The 14,283-nt window shown below is 58.3% G+C and carries 15 protein-coding genes and 1 pseudogene; 6 read left to right on the top strand and 10 right to left on the bottom strand.

The window, feature by feature from the left end; all coding sequences use genetic code 11:
• Window positions 1-14 precede the first annotated feature (14 nt).
• The 3 genes from ACWKV5_RS27955 to ACWKV5_RS27945 all read left to right on the top strand — a co-directional run bounded on the left by ACWKV5_RS27955 (window position 15) and on the right by ACWKV5_RS27945 (window position 5,429).
• On the top strand, window positions 15-521 hold the full coding sequence (locus tag ACWKV5_RS27955) for a hypothetical protein (RefSeq protein ID WP_483843908.1): 507 nt from the start codon (window positions 15-17) through the stop codon (window positions 519-521).
• A gap of 265 nt (window positions 522-786) precedes the next feature.
• On the top strand, window positions 787-3,372 hold the full coding sequence (locus ACWKV5_RS27950) for a bifunctional diguanylate cyclase/phosphodiesterase (protein ID WP_483843882.1): 2,586 nt from the start codon (window positions 787-789) through the stop codon (window positions 3,370-3,372).
• A gap of 137 nt (window positions 3,373-3,509) precedes the next feature.
• On the top strand, window positions 3,510-5,429 hold the full coding sequence (locus ACWKV5_RS27945) for a tyrosine-protein phosphatase (protein WP_483843881.1): 1,920 nt from the start codon (window positions 3,510-3,512) through the stop codon (window positions 5,427-5,429).
• Window positions 5,430-5,477: 48 nt separating this feature from the next.
• On the opposite strand, the gene ACWKV5_RS27940 is transcribed toward ACWKV5_RS27945, so the two are convergent.
• Entirely contained in the window at window positions 5,478-6,416 is a 939-nt protein-coding gene (locus tag ACWKV5_RS27940) for an AraC family transcriptional regulator (protein WP_483843880.1), read from the bottom strand.
• A gap of 247 nt (window positions 6,417-6,663) precedes the next feature.
• Here ACWKV5_RS27940 and ACWKV5_RS27935 point away from each other — a divergent pair, with 247 nt between their 5' ends.
• From ACWKV5_RS27935 to ACWKV5_RS27925, 3 genes are all read left to right on the top strand, one after another.
• Window positions 6,664-7,590 carry a Gfo/Idh/MocA family protein gene (locus ACWKV5_RS27935; RefSeq protein WP_483843879.1) on the top strand — a complete coding sequence of 309 codons (927 nt, stop codon included), beginning with the start codon at window positions 6,664-6,666 and terminating at the stop codon, window positions 7,588-7,590.
• A gap of 101 nt (window positions 7,591-7,691) precedes the next feature.
• Window positions 7,692-7,967: a metal/formaldehyde-sensitive transcriptional repressor gene (locus ACWKV5_RS27930; RefSeq protein WP_483843878.1), complete on the top strand. Its 276-nt coding sequence runs from the start codon at window positions 7,692-7,694 to the stop codon at window positions 7,965-7,967.
• Between the two features lie 8 nt (window positions 7,968-7,975).
• Window positions 7,976-9,112 (top strand): nickel/cobalt efflux protein RcnA, encoded by a 1,137-nt coding sequence (locus ACWKV5_RS27925; RefSeq protein ID WP_483843877.1) that lies wholly within the window; start codon window positions 7,976-7,978, stop codon window positions 9,110-9,112.
• A gap of 80 nt (window positions 9,113-9,192) precedes the next feature.
• On the opposite strand, the gene ACWKV5_RS27920 is transcribed toward ACWKV5_RS27925, so the two are convergent.
• The 9 genes and pseudogenes from ACWKV5_RS27920 to arsH all read right to left on the bottom strand — a co-directional run bounded on the left by ACWKV5_RS27920 (window position 9,193) and on the right by arsH (window position 14,282).
• Complete coding sequence (locus ACWKV5_RS27920; RefSeq protein ID WP_483843876.1) at window positions 9,193-9,516, bottom strand: hypothetical protein; 324 nt, start codon at window positions 9,514-9,516, stop codon at window positions 9,193-9,195.
• A gap of 119 nt (window positions 9,517-9,635) precedes the next feature.
• Window positions 9,636-10,208, bottom strand: coding sequence for a chorismate mutase (locus ACWKV5_RS27915; protein ID WP_483843875.1), 573 nt, complete (start codon window positions 10,206-10,208; stop codon window positions 9,636-9,638).
• Between the two features lie 156 nt (window positions 10,209-10,364).
• Window positions 10,365-10,646 (bottom strand): annotated as a pseudogene (locus tag ACWKV5_RS27910) (phage infection protein); the annotation flags it as partial.
• Window positions 10,647-10,808: 162 nt separating this feature from the next.
• Window positions 10,809-11,237 (bottom strand): nuclear transport factor 2 family protein, encoded by a 429-nt coding sequence (locus ACWKV5_RS27905; protein WP_483843874.1) that lies wholly within the window; start codon window positions 11,235-11,237, stop codon window positions 10,809-10,811.
• A 17-nt stretch (window positions 11,238-11,254) separates the two neighbouring features.
• Complete coding sequence (locus tag ACWKV5_RS27900; RefSeq protein WP_483843873.1) at window positions 11,255-11,587, bottom strand: SGNH/GDSL hydrolase family protein; 333 nt, start codon at window positions 11,585-11,587, stop codon at window positions 11,255-11,257.
• Between the two features lie 205 nt (window positions 11,588-11,792).
• Window positions 11,793-12,272: a phage infection protein gene (locus ACWKV5_RS27895; protein WP_483843872.1), complete on the bottom strand. Its 480-nt coding sequence runs from the start codon at window positions 12,270-12,272 to the stop codon at window positions 11,793-11,795.
• 136 nt (window positions 12,273-12,408) lie between these two features.
• Window positions 12,409-13,101, bottom strand: coding sequence for an RES family NAD+ phosphorylase (locus tag ACWKV5_RS27890; RefSeq protein ID WP_483843871.1), 693 nt, complete (start codon window positions 13,099-13,101; stop codon window positions 12,409-12,411).
• The gene (locus ACWKV5_RS27885; protein WP_027924615.1) at window positions 13,095-13,499 is read right to left on the bottom strand and encodes an antitoxin Xre-like helix-turn-helix domain-containing protein; all 405 of its coding nucleotides are present in this window, start codon (window positions 13,497-13,499) and stop codon (window positions 13,095-13,097) included. The genes ACWKV5_RS27890 and ACWKV5_RS27885 overlap by 7 nt, the downstream gene beginning before the upstream one ends.
• Window positions 13,500-13,586: 87 nt before the next feature.
• Window positions 13,587-14,282, bottom strand: a complete 696-nt coding sequence (gene arsH / locus ACWKV5_RS27880; RefSeq protein ID WP_483843870.1) for an arsenical resistance protein ArsH — start codon at window positions 14,280-14,282, stop codon at window positions 13,587-13,589.
• Window position 14,283 lies beyond the last annotated feature (1 nt).

The following is a 14,283-nucleotide window of genomic DNA, read 5'->3' as shown; positions in this document are numbered from 1 at the left end:
CTATGGAAGCAATCATGCTTTTAAAAAACAAGAGTCTCGTTGCTGTAATGTCATGCGCCTTGATGCTTGCAGCCGCCCCATTACTGCCTACTGATCTGTCCATCATGAACTCCGCTTATGCGAAGGACGGTGGTGGTGGTGGTGGTGGTGGTGGTGGCGGCGGCGGTAATGGTGGAGGTCACGGAGGTGGCGGTGGTGTTGGCGGTGGACATGGTGGCGGTACAGCCGGCGGCCACAGCGGATCAGATCACGCCGGCGGCATTAGCAGTAACGGGCACGGCAACGGGCTCAGCAGTGACCATGCCGGCAAAGCTGTTCGCGATCATGGTGAAAGCGGAAACCACTATGGCAGTGATCGCAATGGTGATCGCGGTCATGGCTCAACGACTTCGGGCATCGCTCACTCCAAAGACACTCGCGGCGTAGCCAAAGCCCGGGCGGTTGCGACTTCGACCCCAGGAGATCACAACACGAAAGGGTTGAGCAAAGTCGGGACGTCGGTATCGCCCAAGACGCATTGATCAGCCGCACTTCGAACTGGGCGCCTGTTTGAATCCGATCTTCAGGCGCCGCATTCGGCAACCATTAATACCCCACAGCTTTATCGCTGACCTCCCATATCCGGCATAAATTTCTGTCTTGTCCCGAGTAGCGGACAGATTCCTCGTCTACCCTCTGCGAGAGCAGTGTGAACGGCCACGCGCAAAATCAGGTTGTTCATTAGTTCGCTGATACAGCCGATAACGTGGTGTACAACCCTCTTGCATCAACGACCAGCGGGAAATTATGCCGAATAGCCTCGCCTCTATCGTCCACTCCCTCTCTCATCGTTCGAGCGTGTCGCTGGCACGGACTTCACTGTTCAAGTTTGTCGGTCTATTGGCCGGTGTGTTTTTACTGGCCAGCTTTTCACTGGTTTATCTGGCAAACGATTTAGACCGGACAGAGGAAGTCGAAAGTGCGTTTTACACAAAGAAGGCTGTGCAATCGCTGGAAAAATCGCTGCGCTCAGTCGTCAAGGACTATGCATTTTGGGGGGATGCCTACAAGCACTTGCACGCTCAAGTAGACCCGGAGTGGGCTTATGTACGGCAAAACGCCGGGCCAACGCTTTACAGCGATTTTGGATTTCAGGGACTGTTTGTCGTCAACGACGTCAATCGCACGGTTTACTCCGTGATCAAGGGTGAGCTGAAACCCGTTGACGCTTCAGAGTGGCTGGGGAATGCCATTGCGCCGCTTCTCGAAAAGGCCCGTGCAGGCGCGGAATCAGAAACACCGACAACCGCGTTTATCAATATTGGAGGCGAACCCGCCCTGGTCGCGGCAGCCGCCATTACACCGGGAACCGACCCAACCGTGGTGTCTGACGCCCGGCTGCCGTCGGTGTTGATTTTCGTCGACATTCTCGACAGCGCCAAACTTCAGCTATTAGGTAATGATTTCGGGGTCGAAGACCTTCATGTCGCCACGGCTGATGATAGTGACGCAAGGTCTTTCTTGCCGCTGGGCGAGAACGGTGCTGCCGGCAATCTGTCCTGGAGTCCGTCTAGCCCAAGTCTGCGGTTACTGGCAGTGGGGCTGCCTTTGATCGGCATTGCCGCGTTGTTGGTGTGCCTCATGACCTGGGTTATTTTGCGGCGCACCACCGCCAGTGCGGTTGCGCTGGACGCCAGCTACACCTCGCTTCAGGACAGTCAGGATGCCCTCGGTATCAGCGAAGCGCGCTTTCGCGATGTCGTTGAAGCCATCTCGGATTGGGTATGGGAAGTAGGCGATAGCGGGCGTTTCACCTATTTGTCCGATCGATTTGAAAACGTCACCGGGCTCTCCCGGGACGCCTGGCTCGGTGCGCCGATCAATGACCTGTTGAGCACCGAATTAGGTTTGCTGACCCAGTGGTTGAGTATTCCGAACCGTCGTCCGGACATCAGCATCCAGTGTCGGTATGTCGATGCCAAGGGGCGGGAGCGCATCACGCGTATCTCCGCCCGGGACATGACGGGCGCAGGGTTCCGGGGCACCGCAACGGATGTGACGGATGAAGTCGAAGCCCGTCGGCGCATCGAGTTCCTTTCCCAGCATGATGCCCTCACCGGGCTACCCAACAGGACCCGTCTTCAAGAGTTCCTCGACGGGAAACTCAAGGCATTGCCGACGGTGGAACAACCGCTGGTCATGCTTTGTCTGGACCTTGATCGCTTTAAACCGGTCAATGACTTGCTCGGCCATGCCGCCGGTGACCGCGTGCTCAATGAGGTGTCGAGCCGTCTGGCTGACTGCGTGCGCCACGGCGACCTTGTCGCCCGGGTCGGCGGGGATGAGTTTGTACTGATCCTCAGTGACGTGAGTTCCCAGGAAGAAGTCGAGACCCTGTGTCATCGCTTGATCGAGTCCGTTGAACGACCGATAGAGATTGATCAGCAGGAAGTGTTTGTCAGCGCCAGTATTGGCATCGCGATGGCGCCCAATGACGCGTGCGAAGCGACCGAGTTGCTGCGCTATGCGGACATTGCGTTGTACGAGGCCAAGACGGGCGGGCGTAACACCTGGCGCTTTTATGCCGGCGACATGAACGCCAAAATCATTGAGCGCCGGCGTCTGGAAAACGACCTGCGTTTCGCCATCAAACACGGTGAACTGCGCCTGCATTTCCAGCCACGCTATCGCATCTCGGACGGTCAGATGGTCGGTGCCGAAGCCCTGGTCCGGTGGCAACATCCCGAGCGCGGTTTAATCCCTCCCGACACGTTTATCCCGATCGCCGAGGAGTCCGGGCTGATCCTTTCCCTGAGCAACTGGGTGATCCTGACCGCGTGCCGTTGCGCCGCGCAGTGGCCGTCGAATCTGTTCGTCTCCGTCAACCTGTCATCGACTGAATTCAAGCGCGGCAATCTGGTCGAGCGCATTCAGAAAACCCTGCACGACACCGGAATCGACCCTGCCCGGGTCGAGCTGGAAATTACCGAAAGCGTGATGCTCGAAGATGCTGCGGGCGCACTTGAGATAATGCGCACACTCAAACGCCTCGGCGTGCGGATCTCCATGGACGACTTTGGAACTGGATATTCATCGTTGAGTTACCTGCGCGCGTTTCCTTTCGACGGCCTGAAAATAGACCGCAGCTTCTTGAACAGGCTGGATGAAAGCGAGGATGACCGGGCCATTATCCAGGCGATCGTCGGCTTGGGGCGCGCGTTGGCGCTCACCGTGACGGCTGAGGGCATTGAAAGTGCCGAACAGCTGAGCTTGCTCAAAGCGGTGGCATGCGATGAAGGCCAGGGTTATTTCCTGAGCCGGCCGCTTGATGTGAATGCGTTTAACGCGTTGGTCGGCGTCAGAGGCAGTGCGGGAAGCGTCAGCAATGTTTAACAGTCGGGAAATACAGACCAAAAACGCGCGATCCGGACCAATCGCGCACTGATTTTCATCCGGTACCAATCTGTCATATTCGGTATTACTTCCTTACAGATAGTGGTCAGCCCAATGCGTATGAATGAGGCTGTACCGTGTTTCCACGTCTTCTGTGTTCGCTGTCCGTTTTGAGCCTGTCCATCGCCGCTGCCCAGGCTGCCGAGATCACAAACCTCGACACTCCGCGCTTGCGCAGCATCGACAACTTCCGCGATATCGCCGGCATTACTACCGCGTATTCCACGGCCAACGACGGCACGATGCGCGGTGGTGTGTTCTATCGCTCCAACGCGCTGACCCCGTCGGCGGCGGATCTGGCGACCTTGAACGGCCTCGGTATCAAGGCCGTTTACGACCTGCGCACGCCGAGTGAAATCGCGGCGACGCCCGATACCCTGCTGACCGGGGCGACCTATACGAATATCGACATTATTGGCAGCGCCACGTCCGGTGCCAACATCACCACGGTCTCGTTCAGAAGTGCCGCCGATGCCGTCGCCATGATGCAGCAGACCAACCGGGCGTTTGTCAGTGACGCGGGGATGCGCGGTCAACTCAGCACGCTGTTCAATGAGCTGGCCAGTGTCGATGGCGCGCAGCTGTTCCATTGCACGGCCGGCAAGGACCGGACGGGCTGGACCGCCGCTGTGTTGCAGAGCATTGCCGGGGTCGACAGCGCCACCATCATGAGCAACTACCTGGCGACCAACGATTACACCGCCGCGCGGGTGAAGGCGACGCTGGCGGCCATGCCGCCGAGCATGGCGGCGATCTACGCGCCGCTGCTCGGTGTGGAAGCGAGTTTCCTGCAAGCCGGTCTGGATCAGGTGGCCGCGCAGTACGGCAGCATGGACAACTACCTCAAGCAAGGCCTCGGGCTGTCCCAGGAAACCATTTACGTGCTGCGCGGCAAGATGGTTTTCTACAACAGCCTGCCGGGCCAGGCCGGTCTCGTCGGCAACGCCGCGGCGGGTGCCGGGCTGCTGCAACAGTTGCAGAACAGCAACCTGTCCGGCACTTACAGCGCTTACAACTATTACCTGCAATCGGCGATCGATGCCCGCAGCCTTGGCGGCGTCGAGTCCACCGTCGGTGGCCAGGTGCATGCCGATGCGGCCAGCTACTTGCTGCGCCAAGGGGCGATGGTCGAGCAGGCCGCCGCCCCCTTCGCCAGTGGCACGGATCTGAAGATCGGCCAATATCGTTTGTGGAGCACTGCGCTCGCAGGTTATCTGGGCACTGATGGGTCGTCCCAGGCTGCCAGCAGCAACGAACACAGCCAAGGCTTGATGATCGGCCTGACCCAGCGCTTCTCCGAACAACTCAGCGCCCATGCAGGTTTTGGCTACAGCAATGGCAATGTCGGCGGGGCGGGCGGCGAAGTGGATACCGACTGGACCTTTTTCACCGGTGGCGCACGCTATGCGTTTGACGGTTTGGAACGTGGCCTGTTTGTCGAAGGCAAGGCCAACGCTGGCTGGCTCGACTACGAAAGCAAACGCGACCTCGGTGGCGGACTGGGCAGGGCCAAGGGCGATAGCCATGGCACGCTTTCCGGTGCAACGGTTGCAGTGGGCTACCGTGTACCAGTGAGCAACATGATCCTCGAACCGAGCCTCGGCCTACGCGTCAGTCACCTGGACGTGTCCGGCTTCAAGGAGGAAGGCAGCGAGTTGGCCCTCGACGTCGACAGCACAGAGGAAACCCGCCGTAGTGCAGTGGCCAATCTCAATGTGGCATTTGCCCCGGTCGGCATGGGCGCCTGGCAACTGGTGCCGGGTGTTCAGGTGGGTTATGAGCATGTGCTGGGCGATAACGACGTCTATAGCGAAGGACACCTGCTGGGTCTGGACGTCGAGCAGCGTGCGGCCTTCGACAACAGGGATCAGTTCACCGGCGGGGTGAATGTCATGGCCAATCTTGGGCCACTGAGCCTGGGGGCCGAAGTCGGTGCCAGCGGTGGAGGGGACAGCCATGGTTTCAGCGGCGGTCTCAAGGCCAGCTATCTGTTCTGACCCAGAGGCACATGGAAACTTGTGGTGAGGGATCAAGCTCCCTTGCCACTAACGCCGGGCTCGTGTGCACCCGGATTTCACGTCAGCGGGACTGACGCCATAGGCATTCTTGAAATATTGGCAAAACCTGCCGACATTGCTGAAGCCGAATCGCAAGGCCACCTCGGTCACAGACGTCGGGACATCCTGCGCCAGCGCATCGTAGGCGCGTTCCAGACGCACTTGCCGTTGATAGTCAACGATCGAAAGACCCACGAACCGTCGAAAACCTTCCTGCAACGCACGCTGGCTGACGTTACTCAGCCGCGCCAGGTCCGTGCCGCTGACCATGTGCTCGGGATGCTCCTGAATGTAGTCGACTGCCAGCTTCACATGCCGTGGCGCGATCAGCGGAGCCGGTTGCCGCAGGGCTTCGGTGAAGTTGTGCGGCCAGGCCTCCAGCACCGTGTCGATCAGCATTTCCCGAAGCCGCGAAGGCATCAGCGTACCGCTGTTAATCAGTTGATCGAATTCAGTGCCGGTCGCCAGATCGATCAAGGCCTTGATGCCCTGGAACGCCGGGACATTCAAATCGACCGTCGGCTGGAAGTGCAGCTTTTCCATGATCGGCTTGTCCAGCAGCGTCGACAGTCGCTCGGTGAGGTGAGCGCGCCTGATCGACATCCCGTGCTGGGCATGATTGTCCAGAAAACGCATCGAGCGGATGTCGGCTTTATCAATCGCCAGGCCAACGTGGGTGACGCCGACCGACTCGGTCGCGTGATTGAAGACGATCTTGCCGGCAGTAGGAATGACAAAAGTGATTTCGTCATGGGGGTCGGGAAACACGACCGTGAAGTCTCCGTGGTAATGCATCCGGCGAAAACTCACGCCTTCATGCCGGCCGTAGACGCCGCCGATGATGATGTTTGACGGCGGGGGTGGCGTGTCGGAATAGCGGTTGCCGAACATCGTCGAGAACAACGCGCCGAAGTCATCGCAACGCATGCCATCGGACCTGAGGATGATTTGCTGGCGTGTCGGGGCTGAGTACACCTTGAGTGGCACCTTGGGTCGGGGAAACTTGGGTACAGGGGCGAACGGGGTAGGCGGGGAGCGCGAAGACGTTAGCAGGCGGGGGTGACAGGATTGTGACGGCGTGGGCATCAGCATGTCATCAATGACTTCCACGCTAGACAAACGTAATCTTGCCGGTTCGCGTTCCATGACAAGACAAAAAAAACAGGAGTCATTGATGCAACCGATTCGTCTCGGCCTGGTGGGCTACGGCAAGATTGCCCAGGATCAACACGTCCCCGCTATCAACGCCAACCCCGCGTTCCAGTTGATGTCTGTCGCCACCCAAGGGCAGCCGTGCGCCGGGGTTGAGAATTTTCAGTCCCTGAGCGAGCTGCTCGCCAATGGCCCGCACGTTGATGCGATTGCGTTTTGCACACCGCCGCAAGGTCGATTCGCACTGGTGCAACAAGCGCTGGCCGCCGGCAAACATGTGCTGGTCGAAAAACCGCCGTGCGCCACGTTGGGTGAAGCCATGGCGTTGGCGAGTCAGGCCGCAGAGCAAGGTGTCAGCGGCTTGTTCGCCTGGCACTCACGCTACGCGCCTGGCATCGAGGCCGCTCGTGACTGGCTGGCCACCCGCACCTTGCAAAGCGTTCAGATCGACTGGAAGGAAGACGTGCGCAAGTGGCACCCCGGCCAGGCCTGGATCTGGCAGCCCGGTGGCCTGGGCGTGTTCGATCCCGGCATCAATGCCTTGTCGATCGTCACCCATCTGCTGGCGCTGCCGCTGTTTGTCGAGTCTGCCGAACTGCGCGTCCCCGATAACTGCCAATCGCCGATTGCCGCGTCGATCAAAATGTCTGATGCACGCCACCTCGATATCCGCGCGGAATTCGATTTCGACCACGGTCACGACGAACTCTGGAGCATCGAGATTCGCTGCGCCGAAGGCATCCTGCGTCTGGACAACGGCGGCGCCCTGTTGAGCATTGACGGCGTGCGCCAGGCTGTATCGGAGGAGGGTGAATACGCGGCGGTGTATCGACATTTCCAACAGCTGATTGGCGATAACGCCAGTGACCTCGACCTCCAGCCGCTGCGATTGGTGGCCGATAGTTTTTTTGTCGGCAGTCGAGTGTCGGTTGAGCCGTTCTACGACTAACGACCATTCTTTCTACCTGATATGACGACCTGCGCATGGGGATTGCGCATTTCCCCATGGCAGGTGATCATGCGCGCCTGCATAGGTAGGGGGGGTATGGTATGTCGCACACTCACGAGCAAAAAGACGATCTGTTAAAACGGGTAAGACGCATCGCCGGGCAGGTTCAGGCGATAGAACGCGCACTGGAATCAGAGGCTGAATGCGGCAAAACCCTGCATCTCGTCGCGGCCACTCGCGGCGCAATCAACGGTTTGATGGATGAAATCATCGAGGCCCACGCCCACGCTCACGTTGCCAACCCGGAGTTGAGCGATGAGGAGCGGGCCAAGGGTGTTGAAGAACTGCTCGAAGCCATCCGCCGCTATTCCAAATAGGCCCCGTCATGCCAAATTTCGCAGAACTGCTGCAACAGGGCGGCGCCCACGCGTGGCTCTATTTCCCTAGCGCGATACTGCTGGGGGCCTTGCACGGGCTTGAGCCCGGGCATTCGAAAACCATGATGGCGGCGTTCATCGTGGCCATTCGTGGCTCGGTCAAACAAGCGGTGTTGCTGGGCCTGGCCGCAACGCTGTCGCACACGGCGGTGGTGTGGCTGGTCGCAATCGGTGGCATGTACTTGGGCAACGGGCTGGATGCGCAAACCACTGAGCCGTATTTCCAGATCGCGTCCGCGGCACTGATTATCTTGATTGCGCTCTGGATGCTGTGGCGCACCTGGCGTGGCGAACAGATGTTCAAGTTCGAGCAAGGTGAAGACCACCACCACGGCGAACATGATCATGCTCACCACGACGAAACCCAGCGAATCGATACCGGTCATGGCCGCATCGAACTGTCGATTTTCGAAACCGGTATGCCGCCGCACTGGCGCCTAAAAGCGTTGAGCGGGCATGCCTGGGGGGCTGCGGATGTCCGCGTGGTGACTACGCGTCCGGATGGCAGCACCCAGGCGTTCACGTTTATCGAGCAGGAAGGTTTTCTGCAGTCGACGGCCGACATTCCCGAACCCCACGAATTCAGCGCTCGCCTGAGTCTTGGGCATGCCGGTCACTCGCATGACTACGACCTGGAATACTCGGAGCATGACCACGGGCATTCGCACGCGGAACTGCAGGGCCTGGAGTTGTCGATTGACGGTTATCAGGATGCGCATGAGCGCGCCCACGCCAATGACATCCGCAAGCGTTTCACCAACCGTGACGTGACCACCGGCCAGATCATCGTGTTCGGTTTGACGGGAGGGTTGATTCCTTGTCCGGCGGCGATCACTGTTTTGCTGCTGTGCCTTCAGGTCAAGGAAATCGCCCTGGGCGGCATGCTCGTCCTGTGTTTCAGTATCGGTTTGGCGATTACGCTGGTGTCAGTCGGCGCGGCCGCAGCCATCGGTGCGCGGCAAGCCAGCAACCGCTGGCCGTGGCTGGGGGCGGTGGCTCGTCGGGCACCTTATTTGTCCGGGGTGTTGATTATCGCTGTGGGCTTGTACGTCGGCATTCATGGCTGGATCGGGTTGAATGCTTAAGTCGCTTTGAATGGCGTGCGCAAAAAAGCCCGGCTGATAAGGCCGGGCTTTTCATTGAGTACTGCGGTAAAGCCCTGCATTTATGCAGCGCGGCTTTCGATCAGACGGTCGGAACCACCTTCGGCAACGCGGTTCTGCATCAGATGGTCGGAACCATCAGCGGCTACGCGGTTTTCCATCAGATGGTCAGAACCATCAGCAGCTACGCGGTTTTCGATCAGACGGTCAGAACCATCAGCGGCTACACGGTTTTCGATCAAACGATCCGAACCACCTTCAGCTACACGGCTTTCAATCAGACGATCCGAGCCGCCTTCAGCGACCACAGGTTGAGCAGAGGTTGCGGCAAAAGCGTTAACTGCAAAGACCGAGAAAGCGATAGCGAGGAGGGTTTGGCGTTTCATGGTGGTGTGCTCCGGGGTGTTTATTGGTTGGTATGGAGCTGATGTTACGCCTCGGATTTTTTAAGAGAACTTCATTGAATTGATGGTGACTATTGACTCCGTCAATGGTTGCAAACCGGTCATTGCGCCGTGATACACAATTCGCCAGTAGCACGGATCAGGGCCTGGCCATGCAGTTGATCCTTGATCAGGCTCGCTCGTTCGGTCCCCAGCCAGTCCTGGCAGTTGGGATCATTGCGATAGGGCGCAAAGTCGGCGTATTGCTGCAGCAGGCGGTTTTGCAGTTCATCCAGCCGTGGCCTGATTTGATTGACGAGGTCTGGCCGTGGAGTGTCCGGCGCTTTGGACGCTGCGCGCCATTGAGCCAGCAGGCCGTACTGCACCAGCTTGTTGGCTTCGATTTGTGCGGCGGTCAGATCGGCAACTTCGTCCGGATCCAGTTTCCGGCTCGCCGCCATCTTCCTGGCGTTGTCGATGACCTGGGTTTCCCGGGTCGTATCCTGGATCGGTTTGCCACTGTCCCATTTGGTCAACGCCACCAGGTCAGCAATGTTCAAGCGCTCGTTGATCGTCACCAGCAACGGCAACAAGCTGGCGGGTGCCGGGGAGGGCGTACCGGCCTGGGCGCCGCACGCGAATAAGCCGAACAGGGCGCAGGTCAGCAGTTGTGGCAGACGTGGCGAATGGAGCATGGGCAAACCTCATTGAGCGCAGAATTCACAATCAGGTCTTATGTACCACAGGTGCGGCAGGGGCTTTAAGTGGGGGCTGATTTATTTTGTGCATGAAAAAACCCGGCGGTTAGGGCCGGGCTTTTTGTTGAGTGTTGCGTGAAGGCTATTCATTCATGCAGCGCGGCTTTCGATCAGACGGTCCGAGCCACCTTCAGCGACGCGTTTTTCGTTCAGACGGTCAGAGCCACCTTCGGCGACGCGGTTCTCGATCAGACGGTCAGAACCATCAGCGGCCACACGATTCTCGATCAAACGATCAGAACCACCTTCAGCCACACGGCTTTCAATCAGGCGATCCGAGCCGCCTTCAGCAACTACAGGTTGAGCAGAGGTTGCGGCAAAAGCGTTAACTGCAAAAACCGAGAAAGCGATAGCGAGGATGGTTTGGCGTTTCATGATGGTGTGCTCCGGGGTGCTTATGGGTTGGTATGGAGCTGATGTTACGCCAGGGATTTTTTATGAGAACTTCATTGAATTGATGGTGACTATCGATGTCGGCAATGGATCATTGCGCGCGGTGATATCACCGCGCGGAACGTGAGTTTCAGGCGTTTAGAATCAGGCTTTACTGGCCGCCAGATAAGCCCCAAGGCGCTGACCCATTTGCTCGCCCAAGGCTTGCAAGCCGCTCAACGGACGGACCATTACCTCAAACTCGACGATTTTCCCGGCTTCGTTGAAGCGGATCATGTCGATGCCTTTCAACTGTTTCCCGCCGACATGGGCGCTGAATTCCAGGACCACGTTCAAGCCGTCTGCGGTCGCCAGCTCGCGGTGGTAGGCGAAGTCCTCGAACACATTGACAACGGTGTTGAGAATCATCGAAACCACGGCCGCACCCGGATAAGGCGTGTGGGCCATTGGTGAGCGGAACACGGCTTGCGGGTCCAGCAAACCGGGCAGGGCGCTCAAGTCCGCCGTGCGAATCATCTCGTGCCATTGCTTCAGGGAGGCCGCGGCGTTGGGGTGCAGGTTCAGTTCAGACATTTTCTACTCCTGTATTTTTATTGTGGGTTGTGCAATGTCGAGGGCATTGTTTTGCGAAAGCGTTGGTCGATGACTGCCGCCACATCGTCCGCCCACTGACTGTATATCGCAGGACCCGGATGGAAGCCATCCCGTGCCATCGAGCCGTTCACCGGGGCCAACCGGGTCGTCAGCAACGTGCAGTGATCAATACGTTCCGCCAGCTCGGCAAGGCCCGTGTTGAACGCGCTGGCCCTGAGCCCCAGGTACCAACGCAGCGGTTGCGGCAGCGCGGGAAACAGGTGCATGGGTGGAAGCGGGGACAGCACGACCTGCTTTACCGCGTACTTCTCGCGCAGCAGGCCAATCAATCGATGTTGTCGAGCGACCCACTCGTCAGCCGCCAATGGCGCTGGTGTCTATCGGCGTCAACGATGTTACCAGCCCGAGTTTACCTAATGGTTATCAGCGATAGATGTACAACGCCCGCGTGGCGAGTGCACTAAAAACAGTTCACGAAAAAGCCCGGCGGATAAGGCCGGGCTTTTCATTGAGTACCGCGGTAAAGCCCTGCATTTATGCAGCGCGGCTTTCGATCAAACGGTCGGAACCACCTTCGGCAACGCGGTTCTGCATCAGGCGATCGGAGCCATCAGCGGCTACGCGGTTTTCCATCAGATGGTCAGAACCATCAGCGGCTACGCGGTTTTCGATCAGATGATCCGAACCATCAGCGGCTACGCGGTTTTCCATCAGATGGTCAGAACCATCAGCGGCTACGCGGTTTTCGATCAGATGATCCGAACCATCAGCGGCTACGCGGTTTTCCATCAGATGGTCAGAGCCGTCAGCGGCTACGCGGTTTTCCATCAGATGGTCAGAACCATCAGCGGCAACGCGATTCTCGATCAAACGATCCGAACCACCTTCAGCCACACGGCTTTCAATCAGACGATCCGAGCCGCCTTCAGCGACCACAGGTTGAACCGAGGTAGCGGCAAAAGCATTAACTGCGAAAACCGAGAAAGCGATAGCGAGAAGGGTTTGGCGTTTCATGATGGTGTGCTCCGGGGTGTTTATTGGTTGGTATGGAGCGGATGTTACGCCGAGGATTTTTTAAGAGAACTTCATTGGGTCAATGGTGACTATCGATGCCAGCAATGGATGCCTCTGGCCCCCGTTTTAGACGCATTCACGCTTCACTGATCTTGCTGACACTGGTGATCTGGCCGTTCCAGACCATCTCGTAATGAGCCGTCTGAACAATCGATGCAACCGGTCGCGGTGTCATCAAAGCCCAGCAATAACTGCTTGGCATGCGCACCGAGTGGTAACGAATACCGGGGCATCGCGCTTTTTTGATCAAGCTGCCCAGTTGGCGGGAATGCGTGTAGTCGTCGGGCGCGTAGACCGGGTCAGTCAGCGCAATGGACGTCGCATCTTTCATTGCCACGTCCACGAAGGAGCATGACAGCCCACGAAAAACAAAGCGCTCATAGTTCAAGCTACGGACATTCGACCAATACAGACTCTGGTGATGTCGCACTTCAGCCAGCGCCGTTTCCATGGTGTCCGCTAGGTACAACACCCCAAAGCTGCCATCGCTGAACCGCGAACCCGCCGGGTTAACGTGGGTAAACGGCGCGATTGCATAAGAGCAGCCCGGAATGCCGAACGGAATCTGATCCCGCGCAATCAACTCAAGACGACCGACTTCATTGTGCAGCCGGGGATTGGTCAGTGCCTGTATCTGGTACAGCACATCAAATTCGTCCGCGTCCGCCACGTCATCAAACAGCGCGATGGGCGGGTACTTCGAATTGACCAGTCGGTAGGCTTTCAACCGCTCACCGGCACACTCCGCCAGTTCACTCACCCTTACCATTGCGCGCCCCGCAGCACATCGATGCGCCGAAAGGTTTCATACAGCGAAATCATATCGCCCTGGGCCATGATCTCGAGCGGGGTTCGCCCGTTGAAAAATTCGTTGTCGTTGGCCATCGAGACAAACCCGTAGACGTTTTCCGGATTATCGAAAACCAGGCGCAACGTCGCGTGGATGTTGAGGACAAAACTGATGCGCTGCATCTGGTCCGCGTCCAGCGCCACCGCCCATTCGGGGTCCTGCTGCCGGGCGCGGGTGTAGGTGCTGCGGGAAATGCGCAGGATGCGACAGGCCTGCTCGCTGGAAGCAGACCATTTTTCGAGAATGCCCACGGCTGCCCGCAAGCCCGTGACGCATTGGCTCTTGGTGAATGCTGGTTCCTGAAGGGGGACTGCCATGTGTCAGACCTCATTTGATCCGTAGACTCAAAACTATATAGATTGAGTCTGTGGAGCAATAGCGCGTCGACCAGTGGCACCCAGAATTCAAATCGACCGTTGATTCACCCGCTGACTCAACTCGTGCGCGGACTCCTTGCGCTCCGAATAACGATCAACCAGATCCGGGCGATCCCGCAACAGCAACGTGAACTTCACCAGCTCTTCCATGACATCGACGACCCGGTCGTACAGCGCGGAGGGTTTCATGCGATTCCCCTCATCAAACTCCAGAAAGGCTTTCGGCACGGAAGACTGGTTGGGGATCGTGAACATGCGCATCCAGCGCCCCAGCACGCGCAACTGGTTGACCACGTTGAACGATTGGGAGCCACCGCAGACCTGCATCACCGCGAGCGTTTTCCCCTGGGTCGGGCGAACGGCGCCCAATACCAGCGGCACCCAGTCAATCTGAGCCTTGAACACGGCTGACATGGAACCGTGGCGCTCGGGGGAACACCAGACCTGTCCTTCAGACCACTGCATCAGCTCAAGCAGCTCCTGGACTTTCGGGTGATCGTTCGGCGCATCGTCCGGCAGCGGCAGGCCCGAAGGATTGAAGACCCGCGTTTCTGCACCGAAGTGTTCAAGCAGGCGGGCGGCTTCTTCGACCAGCAGCCGACTGAACGACCGTGGACGGGTCGATCCGTACAGCAACAGGATTCGTGGCTTGTGCTGGCCGTCGTGATTTTTGGCGATGGGCTCAATCAAAGACGCATCGAGATTAGGCAGAGGGTGGCTCATG

Source organism: Pseudomonas oplopanacis (assembly GCF_057128725.1).
Note: the sequence above shows the minus strand (reverse complement) of the source record. Positions and strands in the feature narration are given on the sequence as shown.

What these genes read in the sequence shown, in the direction of transcription:
- ACWKV5_RS27955 (WP_483843908.1), top strand. Translation starts at nt 15, where the DNA reads ATGCTTTTAAAAAACAAGAGTCTCGTTGCTGTAATGTCATGCGCCTTG.
- ACWKV5_RS27950 (WP_483843882.1), top strand. Translation starts at nt 787, where the DNA reads ATGCCGAATAGCCTCGCCTCTATCGTCCACTCCCTCTCTCATCGTTCG.
- ACWKV5_RS27940 (WP_483843880.1), bottom strand. Translation starts at nt 6,416, where the DNA reads ATGCGTTGCGATGACTTCGGCGCGTTGTTCTCGACGATGTTCGGCAAC.
- ACWKV5_RS27935 (WP_483843879.1), top strand. Translation starts at nt 6,664, where the DNA reads ATGCAACCGATTCGTCTCGGCCTGGTGGGCTACGGCAAGATTGCCCAG.
- ACWKV5_RS27930 (WP_483843878.1), top strand. Translation starts at nt 7,692, where the DNA reads ATGTCGCACACTCACGAGCAAAAAGACGATCTGTTAAAACGGGTAAGA.
- ACWKV5_RS27925 (WP_483843877.1), top strand. Translation starts at nt 7,976, where the DNA reads ATGCCAAATTTCGCAGAACTGCTGCAACAGGGCGGCGCCCACGCGTGG.
- ACWKV5_RS27920 (WP_483843876.1), bottom strand. Translation starts at nt 9,516, where the DNA reads ATGAAACGCCAAACCCTCCTCGCTATCGCTTTCTCGGTCTTTGCAGTT.
- ACWKV5_RS27915 (WP_483843875.1), bottom strand. Translation starts at nt 10,208, where the DNA reads ATGCTCCATTCGCCACGTCTGCCACAACTGCTGACCTGCGCCCTGTTC.
- ACWKV5_RS27905 (WP_483843874.1), bottom strand. Translation starts at nt 11,237, where the DNA reads ATGTCTGAACTGAACCTGCACCCCAACGCCGCGGCCTCCCTGAAGCAA.
- ACWKV5_RS27895 (WP_483843872.1), bottom strand. Translation starts at nt 12,272, where the DNA reads ATGAAACGCCAAACCCTTCTCGCTATCGCTTTCTCGGTTTTCGCAGTT.
- ACWKV5_RS27890 (WP_483843871.1), bottom strand. Translation starts at nt 13,101, where the DNA reads ATGGTAAGGGTGAGTGAACTGGCGGAGTGTGCCGGTGAGCGGTTGAAA.
- ACWKV5_RS27885 (WP_027924615.1), bottom strand. Translation starts at nt 13,499, where the DNA reads ATGGCAGTCCCCCTTCAGGAACCAGCATTCACCAAGAGCCAATGCGTC.
- arsH (WP_483843870.1), bottom strand. Translation starts at nt 14,282, where the DNA reads ATGAGCCACCCTCTGCCTAATCTCGATGCGTCTTTGATTGAGCCCATC.